12 protein-coding genes, 1 tRNA gene and 2 pseudogenes are annotated in these 17,100 nt (G+C 58.9%); 13 read left to right on the top strand and 2 right to left on the bottom strand.

Annotated elements, in window-relative coordinates; translation table 11 throughout:
* The first annotated feature begins 111 nt into the window (after positions 1-111).
* Both ABJ99_RS20435 and ABJ99_RS20430 read left to right on the top strand, forming a co-directional pair.
* Positions 112-1,827 (top strand): proline--tRNA ligase, encoded by a 1,716-nt coding sequence (locus ABJ99_RS20435; RefSeq protein ID WP_054087355.1) that lies wholly within the window; start codon positions 112-114, stop codon positions 1,825-1,827.
* 69 nt (positions 1,828-1,896) lie between these two features.
* Positions 1,897-2,853, top strand: a complete 957-nt coding sequence (locus tag ABJ99_RS20430) for a hypothetical protein (RefSeq protein WP_054087354.1) — start codon at positions 1,897-1,899, stop codon at positions 2,851-2,853.
* A gap of 36 nt (positions 2,854-2,889) precedes the next feature.
* Here the strand turns inward: ABJ99_RS20430 and dinB are convergent, their stop codons facing one another.
* A complete protein-coding gene (gene dinB, locus ABJ99_RS20425; RefSeq protein ID WP_054087353.1) occupies positions 2,890-3,951 on the bottom strand; it encodes a DNA polymerase IV in 1,062 nt (353 codons plus the stop codon).
* A gap of 323 nt (positions 3,952-4,274) precedes the next feature.
* Between dinB and ABJ99_RS20415 the strand changes: the two genes are divergently transcribed.
* The 4 genes from ABJ99_RS20415 (at position 4,275) to ABJ99_RS20400 (ending at position 10,123) form a co-directional block, all read left to right on the top strand.
* A protein-coding gene (locus tag ABJ99_RS20415) for an IS3 family transposase (protein WP_230081069.1) occupies positions 4,275-5,515 on the top strand; the annotation gives its coding sequence in 2 pieces (ribosomal slippage) (positions 4,275-4,626 and positions 4,626-5,515; 1,242 coding nt in all).
* 204 nt (positions 5,516-5,719) lie between these two features.
* Positions 5,720-5,796, top strand: a tRNA-Met gene (locus ABJ99_RS20410).
* A gap of 350 nt (positions 5,797-6,146) precedes the next feature.
* Positions 6,147-8,789, top strand: coding sequence for a bifunctional lysylphosphatidylglycerol flippase/synthetase MprF (gene mprF, locus ABJ99_RS20405; RefSeq protein ID WP_054087350.1), 2,643 nt, complete (start codon positions 6,147-6,149; stop codon positions 8,787-8,789).
* Positions 8,789-10,123: a virulence factor family protein gene (locus ABJ99_RS20400; RefSeq protein ID WP_054087349.1), complete on the top strand. Its 1,335-nt coding sequence runs from the start codon at positions 8,789-8,791 to the stop codon at positions 10,121-10,123. Before mprF ends, ABJ99_RS20400 begins: the two co-directional genes overlap by 1 nt.
* Before the next feature lie 92 nt (positions 10,124-10,215).
* Here the strand turns inward: ABJ99_RS20400 and ABJ99_RS20395 are convergent, their stop codons facing one another.
* On the bottom strand, positions 10,216-12,111 hold the full coding sequence (locus ABJ99_RS20395) for a potassium transporter Kup (RefSeq protein WP_054087348.1): 1,896 nt from the start codon (positions 12,109-12,111) through the stop codon (positions 10,216-10,218).
* A 263-nt stretch (positions 12,112-12,374) separates the two neighbouring features.
* Between ABJ99_RS20395 and ABJ99_RS28410 the strand changes: the two are divergent.
* The 7 genes and pseudogenes from ABJ99_RS28410 to tsaA form a co-directional block, all read left to right on the top strand.
* Positions 12,375-12,515 (top strand): annotated as a pseudogene (locus ABJ99_RS28410) (catalase); the annotation flags it as partial.
* 67 nt (positions 12,516-12,582) lie between these two features.
* Positions 12,583-12,811, top strand: a pseudogene (locus ABJ99_RS27535) (helix-turn-helix domain-containing protein); the annotation flags it as partial.
* Between the two features lie 307 nt (positions 12,812-13,118).
* A complete protein-coding gene (gene rimO, locus ABJ99_RS20390; protein ID WP_007250191.1) occupies positions 13,119-14,462 on the top strand; it encodes a 30S ribosomal protein S12 methylthiotransferase RimO in 1,344 nt (447 codons plus the stop codon).
* A 116-nt stretch (positions 14,463-14,578) separates the two neighbouring features.
* Complete coding sequence (locus ABJ99_RS20385; protein WP_054087347.1) at positions 14,579-15,019, top strand: GNAT family N-acetyltransferase; 441 nt, start codon at positions 14,579-14,581, stop codon at positions 15,017-15,019.
* A gap of 93 nt (positions 15,020-15,112) precedes the next feature.
* Positions 15,113-15,823 (top strand): rRNA pseudouridine synthase, encoded by a 711-nt coding sequence (locus ABJ99_RS20380; RefSeq protein ID WP_054087373.1) that lies wholly within the window; start codon positions 15,113-15,115, stop codon positions 15,821-15,823.
* Between the two features lie 76 nt (positions 15,824-15,899).
* Positions 15,900-16,361, top strand: coding sequence for a YehS family protein (locus ABJ99_RS20375; RefSeq protein WP_007250188.1), 462 nt, complete (start codon positions 15,900-15,902; stop codon positions 16,359-16,361).
* Between the two features lie 13 nt (positions 16,362-16,374).
* Positions 16,375-17,082 carry a tRNA (N6-threonylcarbamoyladenosine(37)-N6)-methyltransferase TrmO gene (tsaA, locus tag ABJ99_RS20370; RefSeq protein ID WP_054087372.1) on the top strand — a complete coding sequence of 236 codons (708 nt, stop codon included), beginning with the start codon at positions 16,375-16,377 and terminating at the stop codon, positions 17,080-17,082.
* The last annotated feature ends 18 nt before the right edge of the window (positions 17,083-17,100 follow it).

Here is a 17,100-nt window from a genome sequence, read left to right as displayed (position 1 = left end):
TTCAAAGCCTGCTTGCAACCCCCTGCAAGCCCGCCCTGCCCTGTACGCCACTGGATCAGCGCCGTACAATGCCAAGTCTTATTCAGTCTCAGCAACCGACAACGGCCTACCATGCGCACCAGTCAATTTTTGCTCGCCACACAGAAAGAAACTCCTTCCGATGCGGTCGTGGTCAGCCATCAGCTGATGCTGCGTGCCGGCATGATTCGCAAACTGGCATCCGGTCTTTATACCTGGCTGCCCATGGGCCTGCGTGTACTGCGCAAGGTCGAAGCCATCGTGCGTGAAGAAATGGACGCCGCTGGAGCACTCGAAATTCTGATGCCCGGCATCCAGCCTGCGGAGTTGTGGCAGGAATCCGGACGCTGGGAGCAGTACGGCCCCGAGCTGATGCGCCTGGTCGACCGCCACAACCGTGAATTCTGCCTGGGCCCGACCCACGAAGAAGTCATTACAGATCTGGCCCGTAACGAGCTCAACAGCTATAAACAGCTGCCGATCAACATGTACCAGATCCAGACCAAATTCCGTGACGAAATCCGCCCGCGTTTCGGCCTGATGCGTGGCCGCGAGTTCGTCATGAAAGACGCCTACTCGTTCCATGCCGACAACGCATCGCTGCAGATCACTTACGACCGCATGCACCTCGCGTACAGCAATATTTTCAGTCGCCTGGGCCTGAAATTCCGCCCGGTCGAAGCTGACAACGGTTCGATTGGCGGTGCGGGTTCTCACGAGTTTCACGTACTGGCCGAATCCGGCGAAGACGATATCGTGTTCAGCAATGGCTCCGATTACGCGGCCAATATCGAAAAAGCCGAAGCGGTCCCACGCGAGACCTCCCGCCCGGCCGCGACCGAAGAGCTGCGCCTGGTCGACACGCCAAATGCCAAGACCATTGCGCAACTGGTCGAAGGCTTTGGTCTGCCGATTGAAAAAACTGTCAAAACGCTGGTGGTCCACGCAGCCGAAGAAGGCAAGCTGATCGCGCTGATCATTCGTGGCGATCACGAGCTAAACGAAATCAAGGCAAGCCAGCAAGAATTGGTCGCCAGCCCGCTGGTCATGGCTTCCGAAGCCGAGCTGCGTGATGCGATCGGCGCGGGCGCAGGCTCGCTGGGCCCGCTGAATCTGCCGCTGCCTTGCATCATCGACCGTTCTGTCGAGCTGATGAGTGACTTCAGCGTCGGTGCCAATATCGATGACAAGCACTATTTCGGCGTCAACTGGGAGCGCGATCTGCCAGTACCGACCGTTGCCGACCTGCGCAACGTGGTGGCCGGCGATCCAAGCCCGGATGGCAAGGGAACGCTGGAAATCAAGCGCGGCATCGAAGTCGGGCACATTTTCCAGCTGGGCACCAAATACAGCGAAGCAATGAAGTGTCAGGTACTGGGCGAGAACGGCAAACCGGTCAATCTGGCAATGGGTTGCTACGGCATCGGTGTTTCCCGCGTGGTTGCTGCTGCCATCGAGCAGAACAGCGATGAGAACGGCATCATCTGGAACGATACACTGGCCCCTTTCCAGGTCGCACTGATCCCGCTGCGTTACGAGACAGACGCCGTCCGCGAAGCGACCGACCGGCTGTATGCCGAGCTGACTGCCGCAGGCTTCGAAGTGCTGCTCGATGATCGCGACAAGAAAACCAGCCCGGGCATCAAGTTCGCCGACATGGAGCTGATCGGTATTCCGCATCGCATCGTGGTCAGTGATCGCGGGCTGGCCGAAGGCAATCTGGAATACAAGAGCCGTACCGAGTCGCAACCGCAAGCCATTGCTGTGGCGGATGTACTGTCGTTCATCCAGGGTCGCGTGAAACGCTGAGCCTAAAGGCGCATCCTTGCTGCACAGGGTGCGCCGCTCATCACTCGCCCACTCCACATCCGAGATATCATGTTCAAACGAAGCACCTTAAGCCTCGGCAGTGTCGTACTGTGCGGCACTTTTCTCGTCGGCGGCTGTGCCAACCAGTTGTCGCAACGCAACGAACACGAAGAGCGCGTCGAGCGCAAACTGCTCGAACATACGCTGCAGGTCGACATCGGCGAACCAAAAACGCTGGAATTGCCACAACGCCGTATCCGCATACACGAACATAAATCCTTTGAGGTCACCGACTTCGAGGTTACGCGTCACTATGACCGTTACACGCCTTATCAGCCGTGGCGGGAAATCTACGAAATCCCCCTTGGCGCGGTAGCAGTGGTCGCCGGAGTCGGCGCGAACGTCGTCAATGTCGTTGCACTGGGTAATTTGCCGGAAAGCATGACCAAGGACTGGATTCACTATGGCGTTGCCGGCCTCAACCCGTTCATGAATGCACCTTCGCACGGGCGCGCCGAGCAGAACCTGGCGAGCATCGACGAAGTCCAGAAAGACAAACGCATCGAAAACTCGGACCTGCCCTGGAACGAGCGACCGGTGATCGTCAAGGCCGGGGCTGAAACCCATGAGCTGAGCACGGACCGCAACGGCGTATTGCGTCTGAATCTGCTGGACAGCCCGTTCGCCGAGCAGGACCTGAGCCGCATCACCCGCCTGTACATCAGTGTCGAGGACGATCAGGACAGCGCGCATGCCAGCGCCAGCTTGCCGATCAGCCACTCGTTGCGTGGCAAGTTGCTGGAAGCTCACGCACTGATTTATGACGATCTGGAAGATGATGAGGTCAGTCAGTGGGTGCATCGGGTCAAACGCCTTTCCGACATGGGTCTGGAAGAGGAAGCCAGTGAGCTTGAACAAAGCCTGATCGAGCTGACGCGCAACGATCCCCAGTTGCAACGCGAGTTTCTCAAGTCACTGGCTAGAGACGCGGGCCGACTGGTCGCTGTTCCTGCTCAAAGCGAATAATGCGTCTGGCTGTGCAACGCCTGGCGCGGTCGGCCACTAACGCGAAAACAACTCCAGTTGCTCATGCGCTGCACGCAGATCGTGCAGACGCACCCCGACCCCCAGCAGTCGGACCGGCTTGCCGCCTCGGGCGAATGCCTGGGTCAGCAGTTGCTCGTAACTGCCAAGATCCCTGCCGGCTCCGGACTGCTCCAGCGTCGTCTGCGTGAAATCATGAAATTTCACTTTGACGAACGGTTTGCCAGGCCGGTACTGGCCTTCCATTCGCTCCATGCGCGTGGTCAGGGTTTCCAGCAAGACGGGCAGCTTTTCGAGGCAGGCAGCCAGATCGGGCAGGTCGTTATCGTAGGTATTTTCCACGCTGACTGACTGACGACGACTGTCGTTCTGCACCGGACGGTCATCAATCCCGTGCGCCAGACTCCAGAGACGCTCGCCAAAACTGCCGAACTCGCGCACCAGGGCCAGTTTGCTGCGGCTGCGCAGGTCGGCGCAGTCAACGATCCCCAGGCGACCCAGCTTGTCTGCGGTGACCTTGCCCACGCCATGCAATTTGGTGACCGGCAGCGAAGCGACAAAATCCTCGACCTGATCCGGGGTAATCACAAACAACCCGTTGGGTTTCTTCCAGTCACTGGCGATCTTGGCCAGAAACTTGTTGGGCGCCACGCCCGCCGAGACCGTGATATGCAGCTGATTCGAGACGCGACGGCGGATGTCCTGAGCAATGCGCGTCGCACTGCCGGAAAAGTGGCTGGCATCCGATACATCCAGGAACGCCTCGTCCAGCGACAATGGCTCGATCAGATCGGTGTAATCACGAAAGATGGTATGGATTTCACGCGATGCTTCTTTATAGGCGTCCATGCGTGGCTTGACGATAGTCAGGTCCGGGCAGAGCTTGAGCGCATGCCGGGAGGACATGGCCGACCGCACGCCGTAAGCGCGCGCCTCATAATTGCAGGTGGCGACCACCCCGCGTCGATCTGCCGAGCCGCCCACTGCCAGAGGCTTGCCCGCGAGATCGGGCTCGTCGCGCATTTCAATGGCTGCATAAAAGCAGTCACAGTCGATGTGGATGATCTTGCGCTGCGTCATGACCTGATGCGTTTCGGAAATCCATGGTCGCGCAGTATCTCACCCGTATCGCCAAGTAACACTTAATGATGCGAAAGGCCGCTGAAAAAGTGTGTTATCCGCCGGTCGACGCCCTGCACAGGGCGGGATGATCCCGTCATACGGGCGTCAAACCCTTATCGACACGCTGGGCCGCCCGGCTAACCGTATGCTAACCGATTGAAGAAAAAGCACTTTTTTAAAACTAACCATTGACACTCCGCCATCTCTCTGTAGAATGCCGCCACACAGANTCCCGTCCTGAATAAGGTTTACACCTTCTGACCTTTCCTCAGGAGGACTCAATGGATTCGGGCAAAAGGCGCAGCCAGCGCGATTACACGCTAGCCTTTAAATTATCGGTCGTAGATCAGGTTGAAAAAGGCGAGTTGAGTTATAAAGAAGCCCAGCGACGCTATGGCATCCAAGGCCGGTCGACGGTGCTGGTCTGGTTACGAAAGCACGGTCGACAGGATTGGAGCCAAGGCGCATCAATTCGAGAGCCGAGGAGCAGGTCCATGACCGAGCCAACACTCCCGCCAACACCTGAGCAGCGGATTAAAGAGCTTGAAGAACAGCTGGTACTGAGCAATCAGAAGGCCCAGTTCTTTGAAGCTGTCGTGAACGTCTTGAAAAATGACTACGGTGTTTCCATCGTAAAAAAGCGACCCGGCAAGTCCTCTCGCAAGGGCAAATCCAAGACCTGAGCATTACCAGGGCTTGCCTGTTCATGGGTATTTCGCGCCAAGCATATTACAAGCGCAATCGCGCTTTTGACGCGAAAGTCCGCCAAGACCAAGAGGTGGTGGACTTCGTTCTGGAAAAGCGTCGGCGCCAGCCGAGGCTGGGAACGCGCAAGCTGCACTACTTGATGAGCGTCGAAGCTCCTGCGTCGTTGTGCGTGGGTAGAGACCGTCTGTTTAGCATCCTTCGTGATGCGCGCGAGCTGGTTTCGCGCAAACGGGCTTATCACAAGACCACTCATAGTCATCATCGCTTTCGCCGCCACCCCAACCTGCTCAAAGCAGGTCCTGAACAAGTCGTGGCCAATGGACCCGAACAGGTCTGGGTTGCAGACATAACCTATCTGCCTACACAGGAAAGCGTGGCCTACGTGAGCCTTGTGACAGATGCGTACTCACGCAAGATCGTTGGTCATCATGTGCATGAAAGCCTGCATACCCAGTCGGTGATGAAGGCACTGGAAAAAGCGGTAGGAGAGCGAAAAACCGATCAGATGCTGATTCATCATTCAGATCGCGGTGCCCAGTACTGTTCCGACCTCTATCAGCGGCTGCATACCAGGCATGAAATCCGGTGCTCGATGACTGATGGCTATGACTGTTACCAGAACGCTATGGCCGAGCGAATAAACGGGATTTTGAAGACCGAGTTTCTACTCCATCGGCCTAAAGACTTGGCAGATGCAGTGAAAATGGTGGATGAATCGGTGCAGATCTACAATGGGGAGCGACCACACTTATCCCTGAAATACAAAACGCCCGATGCGGTGCATCGGGCGTTTTTGAGCGTGAAACAGGTGTAAACCTATTTCAGGACTAGACAACGCCTGAAAAGCACCGCTCCGTATTTGTTTTGCTGCACTGACTTCGCGGCGCAGCGAAAATTTGGGATACGGAGCGTGTGACCATGACTGCGCTGCACTGCTCTCGCCAACCCTCTCATTTATCTGTTTTTTGTATTAAGGGTTGACACTTCGGCGTTCGGCTGTAGAATGCCGCCACACAGACGCGGGATGGAGCAGTCTGGTAGCTCGTCGGGCTCATAACCCGAAGGTCGTCGGTTCAAATCCGGCTCCCGCAACCAAACATCAAGAAAGGCTACTCGAAAGAGTGGCCTTTTTTGTTTCCGGTCGAAAACCTCTCCAGGCGACAGCTAACTGTCTGACAAAAAAGACTTTTTGCTACGCCCTTTGAAACCCTGTCATCACAGCTGTAACGTAATGTGCTCGGCGACGACAGTTTTTGCAGGCGCTGCCGATAGGCTGTTACTAAGCTGAATCACTACTGAACCACAGCTGAACAGCTTCACCCGGCTTGAATCGTTATTCGCTCGTTAGACGTTGACGCGCTAACATCCTGAAATATTTTTTGCGTAGGGATTGGTAACTTGGCTGTATACCTCCATCCTGTCGCGCACGATCCAAGGAGTGATTGATGCGCGACAACACGTCAGATTCCCATAAAGCAGTTGATGCCGAACAATCCAGCACCCCACCGCGCCTGCACTGGCGGGAGCTGCTAAGCAAATACCGACAGCCTATCGGGCTGGCGGTGATGTTGCTGTTGTTCGGTCTGGCCCTGATCGCCTGCCGCCACATGCTGGTCGAAATGGACTGGTACGCGCTGCACGACTCGCTGTTCGCAGTCCCCCTGCCCGCTCTGGGCGGCGCACTGCTTGCTGCAGTGATCGGTTACATCATCCTGATGGGCTATGAACTGTCCGCCAGTCGCTATGCCAACGTCGATCTGCCCGTCAAAACCCTGCTTCTCGGCGGTTTCACCTCATTTGCCATCGGCAATGCGGTCGGCCTCTCGATGCTGTCTGGCGGATCGGTGCGTTACCGCCTCTATTCACGCTATGGCGTGGGCGCGATCGAAATTGCCAGGATGACGGTATTTGCCAGCCTTTCACTGGGCTGCGCTCTGCCGCCGCTGGCTGCACTGGCCACGTTGAGCAACCTGTCCGGCGCTTCCCTGGCGCTCAAGCTTCCGGTGGAAGTACTGGCAGTCGTCGCCACAGCGGTACTGGCTGGCAGCCTGATGCTGGCGCTTTTCATCTATCGCCGCCGCTTGCCGGAACAGGATATCCCGCACAACATTCTGGTCCGCCTCGGGCGCCGCACCCTGCGTCTGCCGGACCTCAAGCTGACGTTGATCCAGTTGTTGATCACCGCGCTGGACGTCGCCGCCGCAGCCATGGTGCTTTATTTGTTGCTGCCGCATGCGCCACCGCTCGGCGCGTTCATCCTGATCTACCTGCTGGCCCTCGCTGCGGGGGTGCTCAGCCATGTACCGGGCGGCGTCGGCGTGTTCGAGGCGATCCTGCTGGCCGCGTTTGCCAACGAACTGGGCGCTGCACCTCTGGCCGCTGCGCTGCTGCTGTATCGCTTGATTTACGTGGTACTGCCGCTGCTGCTGGCCTGTCTGACCCTGTTGTTCACCGAAGCCCAGCGCCTGTTGCCCACCAAGCAGGCCATGCGCGTCGCGTCCGGGTTGGCAGCGCCGATTCTGGCACTGCTGGTTTTCTTGTCGGGGGTGGTGCTGCTCTTCTCTGGTGCCACCCCTGAAATCGATACCCGGCTGGAAAACGTCGGCTTCATGATTCCGCATCGACTGATCGATGCCTCGCACTTTGGTGCCAGTCTGGTCGGCGTGCTGTGCCTGTTGCTCGCCCAAGGCTTGCGCCGCAGGCTGTCTGCCGCCTGGATGCTGACGTCTATTTTGCTGCTGGTGGGTGCAGTGCTGTCGATGCTCAAGGGCTTCGACTGGGAAGAAGCCAGTATGCTGCTGCTGACTGCCTGCCTGCTGCTGACCTTCCGCCGTTCGTTCTACCGTCCAAGTCGCCTGCTGGAATTGCCGTTCTCGCCGCTCTATCTGATCGCCAGCATCTGCGTCGTCGGTGCCTCGATCTGGTTGCTGTTGTTCGCCTATCAAGACGTGCCCTACAGCCATCAGCTCTGGTGGCAGTTCACCCTCGATGCCGACGCGCCACGTGGCCTGCGCTCGGCGCTGGGCAGCGCGGTGCTGCTGGTGGTGGTCTCGCTGACCTGGCTGCTGCGCACCGCAAGGCCGGTGATCAAGCTGCCCGACGCGGCCGATCTGGACAAGGCCGCCGAAATTCTCAAGGCCTCCAGCCAGCCCGATGGCGGGCTGGTGCTGACCGGCGACAAGGCCATCCTGTTTCACCCGGCGGGCAACGCGTTTCTGATGTACTCGCATCGCGGACGCAGTCTGGTTGCGCTTTACGACCCGATCGGCCCGACCCAGCAGCGCGCCGAGCTGATCTGGCAGTTCCGTGACCTGTGCGATGTGCACCATGCTCGCCCGGTGTTCTACCAGGTGCGCGCGGAAAACCTGCCGTTCTATATGGACATTGGCCTGACGGCGATTAAGCTCGGCGAAGAAGCGCGTGTGGATTTGCGACGCTTCGACATGGAAGCCAAGGGCAAGGAAATGAAAGACCTGCGCTACACCTGGAATCGGGGTGGGCGTGACGGTCTTTCGCTGGAAATCTACGAACCGGGCCAGGCGCCCATCGACGAACTGAAAGTGATTTCCGATGCCTGGCTGACCGGCAAGAATGTGCGCGAAAAAGGCTTTTCGCTGGGTCGCTTCAGCCCCGAGTACCTGAAATATTTCCGCATTGCCATCGTCCACTTTCAGGGCAAGCCGGTCGCCTTTTCCAACCTGCTGGAAACCACAAGCCTGGAACTGGCCAGCCTGGACCTGATGCGCTCTCACCCGGACGCGCCGAAACTGACCATGGAATTCATGATGGTCGGCCTGATTCTGCATTATAAAGCCCAGGGCTATGCCCGCTTCAGCCTGGGCATGGTGCCGTTATCCGGCCTGCAACCACGACGGGGCGCGCCGATCACCCAGCGCTTGGGCTCGATGATCTTCCGTCGTGGCGAACAGCTCTACAATTTCCAGGGGCTGCGCCGCTTCAAGGACAAGTTTCAGCCCGATTGGGAACCTCGTTATATGGCCGTGCCTGCCGGACTCGATCCGCTTGTGGCACTGACTGACACCGCCGCCCTGATTGCGGGCGGCCTGACTGGATTGGTGAAACGCTGATGATTCGACGCTCCTGGCGCCTGTTGCTTGCAGCACTGGTAATTGTTCTTTTAGCCGTAGCTTTGGGAATATGGATCTGGAACCGCCCCGCTCCACCTGCATCGCTGGAACACCTGAACCTGGAAGGCGGAGCGCCGCTGACCAGCGTGACTCCGGCGACCACCGTCAAGACTCGCATCGTCCTGGCCGTCACCGCTGAAGAAATGCTCACCGACAAGCAATTGCTGGCGATCAGCAAAGACGCGTCGGCGCACATCATTCAGGTGGTGCTGCCCAAAGACGATTGCGTTCTGCAACAGAAGACCTTTCAGGCCGCGCTGCAGAAACTCGACGGACCGGCAAAGGTGGTCGGCGGTATAGGCCCTGGCGCAACCCTGGCATGGCGCTGGCTGGCCGCGCAGACCGATGACAAGGCGCAGGCCATTTCGGTAGGTTTCGAGCTTGAGCACGTCTCCAATCCTCCACCTGTTCTGGAGGAAGACGAGAAACCGCCACAGATCTGCGACGTGCCACTGCCACAGAAAGCGCCTCATGGGCACTGGCTGGCGGCGTGGAACGACGCTCCGGATGATCCGAGTGCGGCCTTCGTGCGCGATCAGACCAACGCCGACACCAGCATCAGTGACTACGATATTCCCCTGCCGCAGGTTCTCAACACTGAACTGCGCCATCTGCTGCTGGGCGAGAACGACAGCGGCGGCCTGGGTATTCCGGTCGTTGAAGTCCCGGCCAGCCAACCATCCGATACCGTGACACTGTTCATGTCCGGCGACGGCGGCTGGCGCGACCTGGACAAGGTCGTCGCGGGTGACATGGCCAAAATGGGCTATCCGGTCGTCGGCATCGACGTGCTGCGCTACTACTGGGAACACAAGACCCCGGAGCAGACCGCCGTCGACCTCACCGATCTGATGAACCACTATCGGCAGAAATGGGGCACCAAGCGCTTCATCCTGGCCGGTTACTCATTCGGCGCGGACGTAATGCCGGCGATCTATAACCGCCTGGCGGCGGAAGACCAGAACCGGGTCGACGCGATCATTCTGCTGGCCTTCGCCCGCACCGGCAGCTTCGAGATTCACGTTGACGGCTGGCTCGGCAACGCGGGTAAAGAAGCCACTACCGGACAGGAAATGGCCAAGCTGCCAGCCGCCAAGGTGTTCTGCGTCTACGGCCTCGAAGAGAAGAAGGACAGCGGCTGCACCGATACCACCGCAGTCGGCGAGGCCTTACAGTTGCCAGGCGGTCATCATTTCGATGAAGACTACCCGGCGCTGGCCAAACGCCTGATTGACGCCATCAACAAGCGTCAGGGCAAAGCCACTGCCCAATAAGCGTATGGCTGGGCACATCTGAAGGCAAAAAAAATCCCGGCACCGTAAGGTTGCCGGGATTTTTTTATGCGTCAGGGCTCATGCCTGCACGTTTACATCTCGACCTGCGTACCCAGTTCGATCACCCGGTTGAAAGGCAGCTTGAAGAAGCGCAGGTTGCCATTGGCGTTCTTGAGCATGAAGGCGAACAACGCTTCGCGCCAGCGCGCCATGCCATCCATTTTCGACGGGATGACTGTCTCGCGACTGAGGAAGTACGTGGTGCGCATCGGACTGAAGTCCAGCTCGGCCAAGTGACACAGTGCCAGCGCAGCAGGCACATCCGGCTCGTCGATGAAGCCGAAGTGCAGGATCACCCGATAGAAGCCTTCGCCATAGGATTCCACTTCGAAGCGCTGTGCGGCAGGCACCCGCGGGGAGTCTTCATACACCACGGTCAGCAACACCACCTGCTCATGCAGTACCTGGTTATGCAGCATGTTGTGCAGCAGCGCATGGGGAACAGCGTCCGAGCGTGCGGTCAGAAACACTGCCGTGCCCTGCACACGATGCGGCGGCTGCACGCGAATGCTACCGATGAAGATCGGCAATGGCAGCCCGCCTTCGTCGATTCGCTCGGCCAGCAGCTGCTTGCCACGCTTCCAGGTGGTCATGAGGATAAACAGCACCGCACCCGCCAGCACCGGAAACGCCCCGCCTTGAAAGATTTTCGGCACGTTGGCGGCGAAGAACAGACCGTCCACCAGCAACAGGCAGATCAACAGCGGTACGGCCAGCAGCGGTGGCCATTTCCAGAGCATCAGCATGACCGTCGACACCAGAATCGTGGTGCAGAGCATGGTCCCGGTAACCGCCACGCCATAGGCGGAGGCCAGCGCCCCAGACGACTCGAAACCGATCACCAGCATGATCACACCGGCCATCAGCGCCCAGTTCACGGCACCGATATAGATCTGCCCTTGCGCGTCACTTGAGGTGTGCTGAATGTGCATGCGCGGGATGTAACCCAATTGAATCGCCTGCAACGTCATCGAGAACGCGCCAGAGATCACCGCCTGAGACGCAATGATCGTCGCCATCGTCGACAGCCCGATCAGCGGCAGCAGCGCCCAGCCCGGCGCGAGCAGGTAGAACGGGTTACGTACCGCTTCAGGATTGCCCAGCACCAGCGCGCCCTGCCCGAAATAGTTGAGCAGCAGCGCGGGCAATACGAGGATGAACCAGGCGCGCGAGATCGGCTTGCGACCAAAGTGCCCCATATCGGCATAAAGCGCTTCGGCGCCGGTCAGCGCCAGAACCACGGCGCCCAGAATGGCAACGCCGATCCCCGGATGGATGATGAAAAAATTCAGACCCCATGCCGGATTGACTGCTTTCAGCACTTCGGGCGACTGCATGATGCCGTATACGCCCAGCGCACCCAGCACCAGAAACCAGACCACCATCACCGGCCCGAACAGCACTCCGATGCGCGCCGTGCCATGGCGCTGAATCAGAAACAGCCCGACCAGCACGATCAGCGCCATGGGCACGATCCAGTGATCAAGGCCGTCGAAGGCCAGCTCCAGCCCTTCCATCGCCGAGAGTACCGAGACGGCCGGGGTGATCATGCTGTCGCCGTAGAACAACGCCGCACCGAACAGCCCGAACACCACCATCATCATTTGCAGTTTGGGATGTTTCGCAGATGCCCGCCGCGCCAGCGCCATCAACGCCATGATGCCGCCCTCGCCCTGGTTATCGGCACGCAGCACAAACGCCATGTACTTGAAGGACACCACCCAGATCAGCGACCAGAAGATCAGCGACAGCACGCCAAGTATTGCATCGTGGGTCACTTCCACCCCGTAACCACCTTGAAACACCTCTTTGAGGGTGTACAGCGGGCTGGTGCCGATGTCGCCATAAACGACCCCGACTGCCGCGATCAGCAGCCCGATGGGCTTCGCAGTGCCTCCGGCCTCGGCATGACTGTTTGTTTGACTCATCCACTACTCCCGGAAACCAGACATGAGGTTCAGCAAACTGTGAACATCACAACGCGTAACAATTCAGATTGCGCCAGACATTGACACGCCTGACCTCGAAGGCGCGAAGCATAACGCAGCACTGGATGTAATTCTTGGTGAAACGCAAGTCAAGCGTGTGACCAGGCCTGCCCACACGTCTCACGGACGACTTTTAATGAACGGCGCCCGCAGCGCCCGGTCATCTGGATAAGCCTGCCGCTCTCAGGGTCATCAGAACCGCATCGACGCCCGGCAGCCTTCCGCTCGTCATGCGATTCTCGACCAACCCCGGCGACATGCTCGACGACAAGGTCTCAACACCGCGCGGGCTCGCCATCAAACTGATCGGCGTGGAAGGTGCGCGACTACCCGGCAGTCCGGAGTGTCGTCCCGGTCTCCGCAGAGCTGGTCGCACTGACTGGAAAGACTGTGGACCTGAACGCGAACCCGGACGGCTTGCGTGGTAAAAAAATTCGACAAGCGACGGGCCTCTCTCAGGCAACCTTTGCCAAGCGCATCGATGTAGCAGTCGGAACTCTTCGTAATTGGGAACAAGGCCGACGCGAACCTGAGGGGCCAACGCGCTCTACTTCGCGCGATACATAATGACCCAAAGCATGTTCTTGCAGCACTGAGCTTCGGCGGCGAGGAGTACGGAGAAACAGGGCACCTAAACTGACCGGGGCTCCACTTGTATTCTCCTGTTCCGCCGCACGCAGCACCTCCGAGCATTAACGAAAAAAGAATACGTGAGGTGACGTGCGGGTCAGTAATGGCGAGGGCGACTGAGCGTCAAAAGCATCAGGAACCCGATAAATTCGCTTGCTTCTGATTTTCCTGCCCCACACCCATCGCAATTCTCACCCAAACGCTGGTCATCGCGCCCACTCACCGCTAGAATTGCGCACTTTTTGATCAGAGGCGCACCCAGCGCCCAGTCGGTGCCTGCGCTTTGCGCACGAGCGCCCTTCACGCCGAGGTTTGCCATGTCCACCGTTACCACGCCGTCCGCCCCCAAGGTCGGATTCGTTTCTCTGGGTTGCCCGAAGGCGCTCGTTGATTCCGAACGCATCCTGACCCAACTGCGCATGGAAGGTTACGAAGTCGTGGCGACCTACGAGGACGCCGACGTGGTCGTGGTCAATACCTGTGGCTTCATCGACACGGCCAAGGCCGAGTCGCTGGAAGTGATCGGTGAAGCGATCAAGGAGAACGGCAAGGTGATCGTCACCGGCTGCATGGGCGTCGATGCGAGTGTCATTCGCAATGTGCACCCAAGCGTGCTGTCGGTGACCGGCCCGCAGCAATACGAGCAGGTGGTCAATGCGGTCCACGACGTAGTGCCGCCACGCCATGATCACAATCCGCTGATCGACCTGGTGCCGCCGCAGGGCATCAAGCTGACGCCGCGCCATTACGCTTACCTGAAAATCTCCGAAGGCTGCAACCACAGTTGCAGTTTCTGCATCATCCCGTCGATGCGCGGCAAGCTGGTCAGCCGCCCGGTCGGTGATGTGCTGGACGAAGCCAAGCGCTTGGTCAAATCCGGCGTAAAAGAGCTGTTGGTGATTTCTCAGGACACCAGCGCCTATGGCGTCGATGTCAAATACCGCACCGGTTTCTGGGACGGTCAGCCGATCAAGACCCGCATGACCGAGCTGTGTCAGGCGCTCGGTTCGATGGGCGTCTGGGTTCGCTTGCACTATGTCTACCCGTACCCGCACGTCGACGAACTGATCCCGCTGATGGCCGCCGGCAAGATCCTGCCGTACCTGGACATCCCGTTCCAGCACGCCAGCCCGAAGATCCTCAAGCTGATGAAGCGCCCGGCCTTCGAAGACAAGACCCTGGCGCGGATCAAGAACTGGCGCGAGCAGTGCCCTGATCTGATCATCCGTTCGACGTTCATTGTCGGCTTTCCCGGCGAAACCGAAGAAGATTTCCAGTACCTGCTGGACTGGCTGACCGAAGCCCAGCTGGACCGCGTCGGCTGCTTCCAGTACTCGCCGGTCGAGGGCGCGCCCGCCAACCTGCTGGACGCGGCCATCGTGCCGGATGATGTCAAACAGGATCGCTGGGACCGCTTCATGGCCCATCAACAGGCAATCAGTGCCGCCCGCCTGCAAATGAAGATCGGCAAGGAAATCGAAGTGCTGATCGACGAAGTGGACGAGCGCGGCGCGGTGGGCCGTTGCTTCTTCGACGCGCCGGAAATCGACGGCAACGTTTTTATCGGTCTGGAAGATGGCAGCACTGTCCAGCCCGGCGACAAGATCATGTGCCGCGTGACCGATGCCGACGAATACGACCTGTGGGCCGAGGTGCTTTAAGCTCGCGCATATATGGCTGAAAAGCGCTGCCTGAAAAAGCCCTGCCCTCTGAAATGGCAGGGCTTTTTTGTGCGCGGCTGTTGTCTATGCAGAATCGGCAACAAGGAGCTACCGAGATGCGACTATATGCACCGCGCCAAGAGGATTATCCGGAACTGACTGACGTCTGGGAGCGCTCGGTACGCGCCACCCATGACTTCATGCCGGAAGCGTACATCGTCAGGCTAAAAGGCTTGTTGAGCCAGTATCTGGACAGCGTGACGCTGTTCTGCACCCGCGATGATAACTCGAGCATCACCGGCTTTGCGGGCGTCAACAAAGACAAGCTGGACATGTTGTTCATCGCTCCGGAGCATCGGCGTCAGGGCCTCGGGACGTACCTGCTGCAGCACGCCATACGGCACTTCGGCATCGTCGAGCTGGACGTCAACGAGCAGAATCCGCGGGCGTTCGGCTTCTATTGCAAGCATGGTTTCAAAATCGTCGGTCGCTCGGCAATGGATGGTCTTGGAAACCCCTACCCCATGCTCCGGATGCGCCTCGACGGCCGGGATTGAGGCCGATTGCGGCACAATTGCAATGTTGCCGCGATTAACCGGGCGCAGGCGGTTACAATGGTGCCTTTCTCATCAGTAAGCGGCTTTTTTGTCATGACAGACCCCATTCGCCTCTCCAAACGCCTTATCGAACTGGTGGGCTGCTCCCGCCGGGAGGCCGAACTGTTTATCGAAGGTGGCTGGGTCACTGTGGATGGCGTGGTTATCGAAGAGCCGCATTTCAAGGTCAGCACTCAGAAAGTCGAGCTGAGCCCGGACGCCAAGGCCGATTCTCCGGAACCGGTGACGATCATCCTGCACAAGCCGGCCTCCGCCAGTGCCGAAAGCGCCTTGCAGATGATCACGCCTGGCACCCTGTCCGAAGAGCACAGCTACAGCAAGCGCCCGCTCAAAGGCCACTTCATGCGTCTCGAGCCGATTTCGAGCCTGCAGGCCGATGCCAGCGGCCTGATGGTGTTCAGCCAGGACTGGAAAATCCTGCGCAAGCTCACCGACGACCGTAGCAAGATCGAGCAGGAATACGTGGTGGAAATCACGGGCGACATGGTTGCCCACGGCCTGAATCGCCTTAACCATGGTCTGACGTACAAAGGCAAGGAATTGCCGGCCGTCAAGGCCAGCTGGCAGAACGAAAACCGCCTGCGCTTTGCCATGAAAAACCCGCAGCCCGGCATTATCGCGCAATTGTGCGAAGCCGTCGGATTGAAGATCGTCTCTATCCGGCGCATCCGCATTGGCGGTGTGTCCATGGGCAAGTTGCCAGAAGGTCAATGGCGCTACATGACGAGCAAGGAAAAGTTCTGACCGCCGCACACCACCTCATTACAGCGCGCGTGATCATCTTCCCGCGCCGCCATACGACTACCAGGACTCACGCCTCATGATGAACAACGATGTATTGCGCAGCGTGCGCTACATGCTCGATATCAGCGACAGCAAGATCGTCGAAATCACCGCTCTGACTGGCTATGAAGTGTCGAAAAGCGACGTCATCGCCTTCATGAAAAAAGAGGAAGAAGAAGGCTACCTCGATTGCAGCGATGAAATCATGGCGCACTTTCTTGACGGCCTGGTCTATTTCAAGCGTGGCAAGGACGACAGCCGTCCGCCGCAGCCGATCGAACTGCCGATCACCAACAACATTGTTTTGAAAAAACTGCGCGTCGCGTTCGAGCTGAAAGAAGACGACATGCACGCCATCCTCAAGTCCGCTGACTTTCCGGTCTCCAAGCCGGAATTGAGTGCGCTGTTCCGCAAGGTCGGGCATACCAATTACCGCGCGTGCGGCGATCAACTGCTGCGCAACTTCCTCAAGGGTCTGACCCTGCGCGTTCGTGGCTGAACCGGTTGAGACCATGAGTTACGACGTCTCCCCTGTAGGTTTCGTGCGTTCCTGCTTCAAGGAGAAGTTCGCCATACCGCGCCAGCCGCAGCTGGCGCCAGCAGCACGCGGGGTGCTGGAGCTGGTGGCACCTTTCGATCAGGGCGACGCTGTTCAGGGTCTGGAGCAGGTCAGCCATGTCTGGCTGCTGTTTCTTTTTCACCTGGCGCTGGAAGACAAGCCGCGCCTCAAAGTGCGCCCGCCCCGCCTTGGCGGCAATCAGTCGATGGGCGTGTTCGCTACACGCGCGACACATCGCCCCAACGGCATCGGGCAATCGGTGGTCAAACTGGACAAGGTCGAACCCGGCCGTCTCTGGCTGTCGGGTATCGATCTGCTGGACGGCACGCCGGTGCTGGACATCAAGCCTTACGTGCCTTACGCCGATGCAGTCAGCGACGCCCGCAACGACATTGCCAGCGCGGCACCCGAGCTAATCCCAGTGCACTGGCAGGACAGTGCACTGGTGCAGGCACGTGAACACGCACTGCGCCTGAACGAGCCATTGATCGAGCTGATCGAACAGTGCCTAGCGCAAGACCCGCGCCCGGCCTACCAGCTGCCCACGCCGGAGCGTCGCTACGGTGCCCGGTTCTGGGATCTGAACGTTCGCTGGCATTACCCGCAGGCCGGCGTCATCTGCGTGCTTGAAGTCATGCTGGCAACAAATCCCGCGCATTAAAAAACCCGCCTGATCCTT

The sequence above is a fragment of the Pseudomonas syringae pv. cilantro genome, assembly GCF_001293775.1.
Lineage (GTDB): Bacteria > Pseudomonadota > Gammaproteobacteria > Pseudomonadales > Pseudomonadaceae > Aquipseudomonas > Aquipseudomonas syringae_P.
Note: the sequence above shows the minus strand (reverse complement) of the source record. Positions and strands in the feature narration are given on the sequence as shown.

Coding starts and splice junctions, on each gene's coding strand:
- ABJ99_RS20385 (WP_054087347.1), top strand. CDS start 14,579: ATGCGACTATATGCACCGCGCCAAGAGGATTATCCGGAACTGACTGAC.
- rimO (WP_007250191.1), top strand. CDS start 13,119: ATGTCCACCGTTACCACGCCGTCCGCCCCCAAGGTCGGATTCGTTTCT.
- ABJ99_RS20380 (WP_054087373.1), top strand. CDS start 15,113: ATGACAGACCCCATTCGCCTCTCCAAACGCCTTATCGAACTGGTGGGC.
- dinB (WP_054087353.1), bottom strand. CDS start 3,951: ATGACGCAGCGCAAGATCATCCACATCGACTGTGACTGCTTTTATGCA.
- tsaA (WP_054087372.1), top strand. CDS start 16,375: ATGAGTTACGACGTCTCCCCTGTAGGTTTCGTGCGTTCCTGCTTCAAG.
- ABJ99_RS20395 (WP_054087348.1), bottom strand. CDS start 12,111: ATGAGTCAAACAAACAGTCATGCCGAGGCCGGAGGCACTGCGAAGCCC.
- ABJ99_RS20400 (WP_054087349.1), top strand. CDS start 8,789: ATGATTCGACGCTCCTGGCGCCTGTTGCTTGCAGCACTGGTAATTGTT.
- ABJ99_RS20430 (WP_054087354.1), top strand. CDS start 1,897: ATGTTCAAACGAAGCACCTTAAGCCTCGGCAGTGTCGTACTGTGCGGC.
- ABJ99_RS20375 (WP_007250188.1), top strand. CDS start 15,900: ATGATGAACAACGATGTATTGCGCAGCGTGCGCTACATGCTCGATATC.
- ABJ99_RS20435 (WP_054087355.1), top strand. CDS start 112: ATGCGCACCAGTCAATTTTTGCTCGCCACACAGAAAGAAACTCCTTCC.
- mprF (WP_054087350.1), top strand. CDS start 6,147: ATGCGCGACAACACGTCAGATTCCCATAAAGCAGTTGATGCCGAACAA.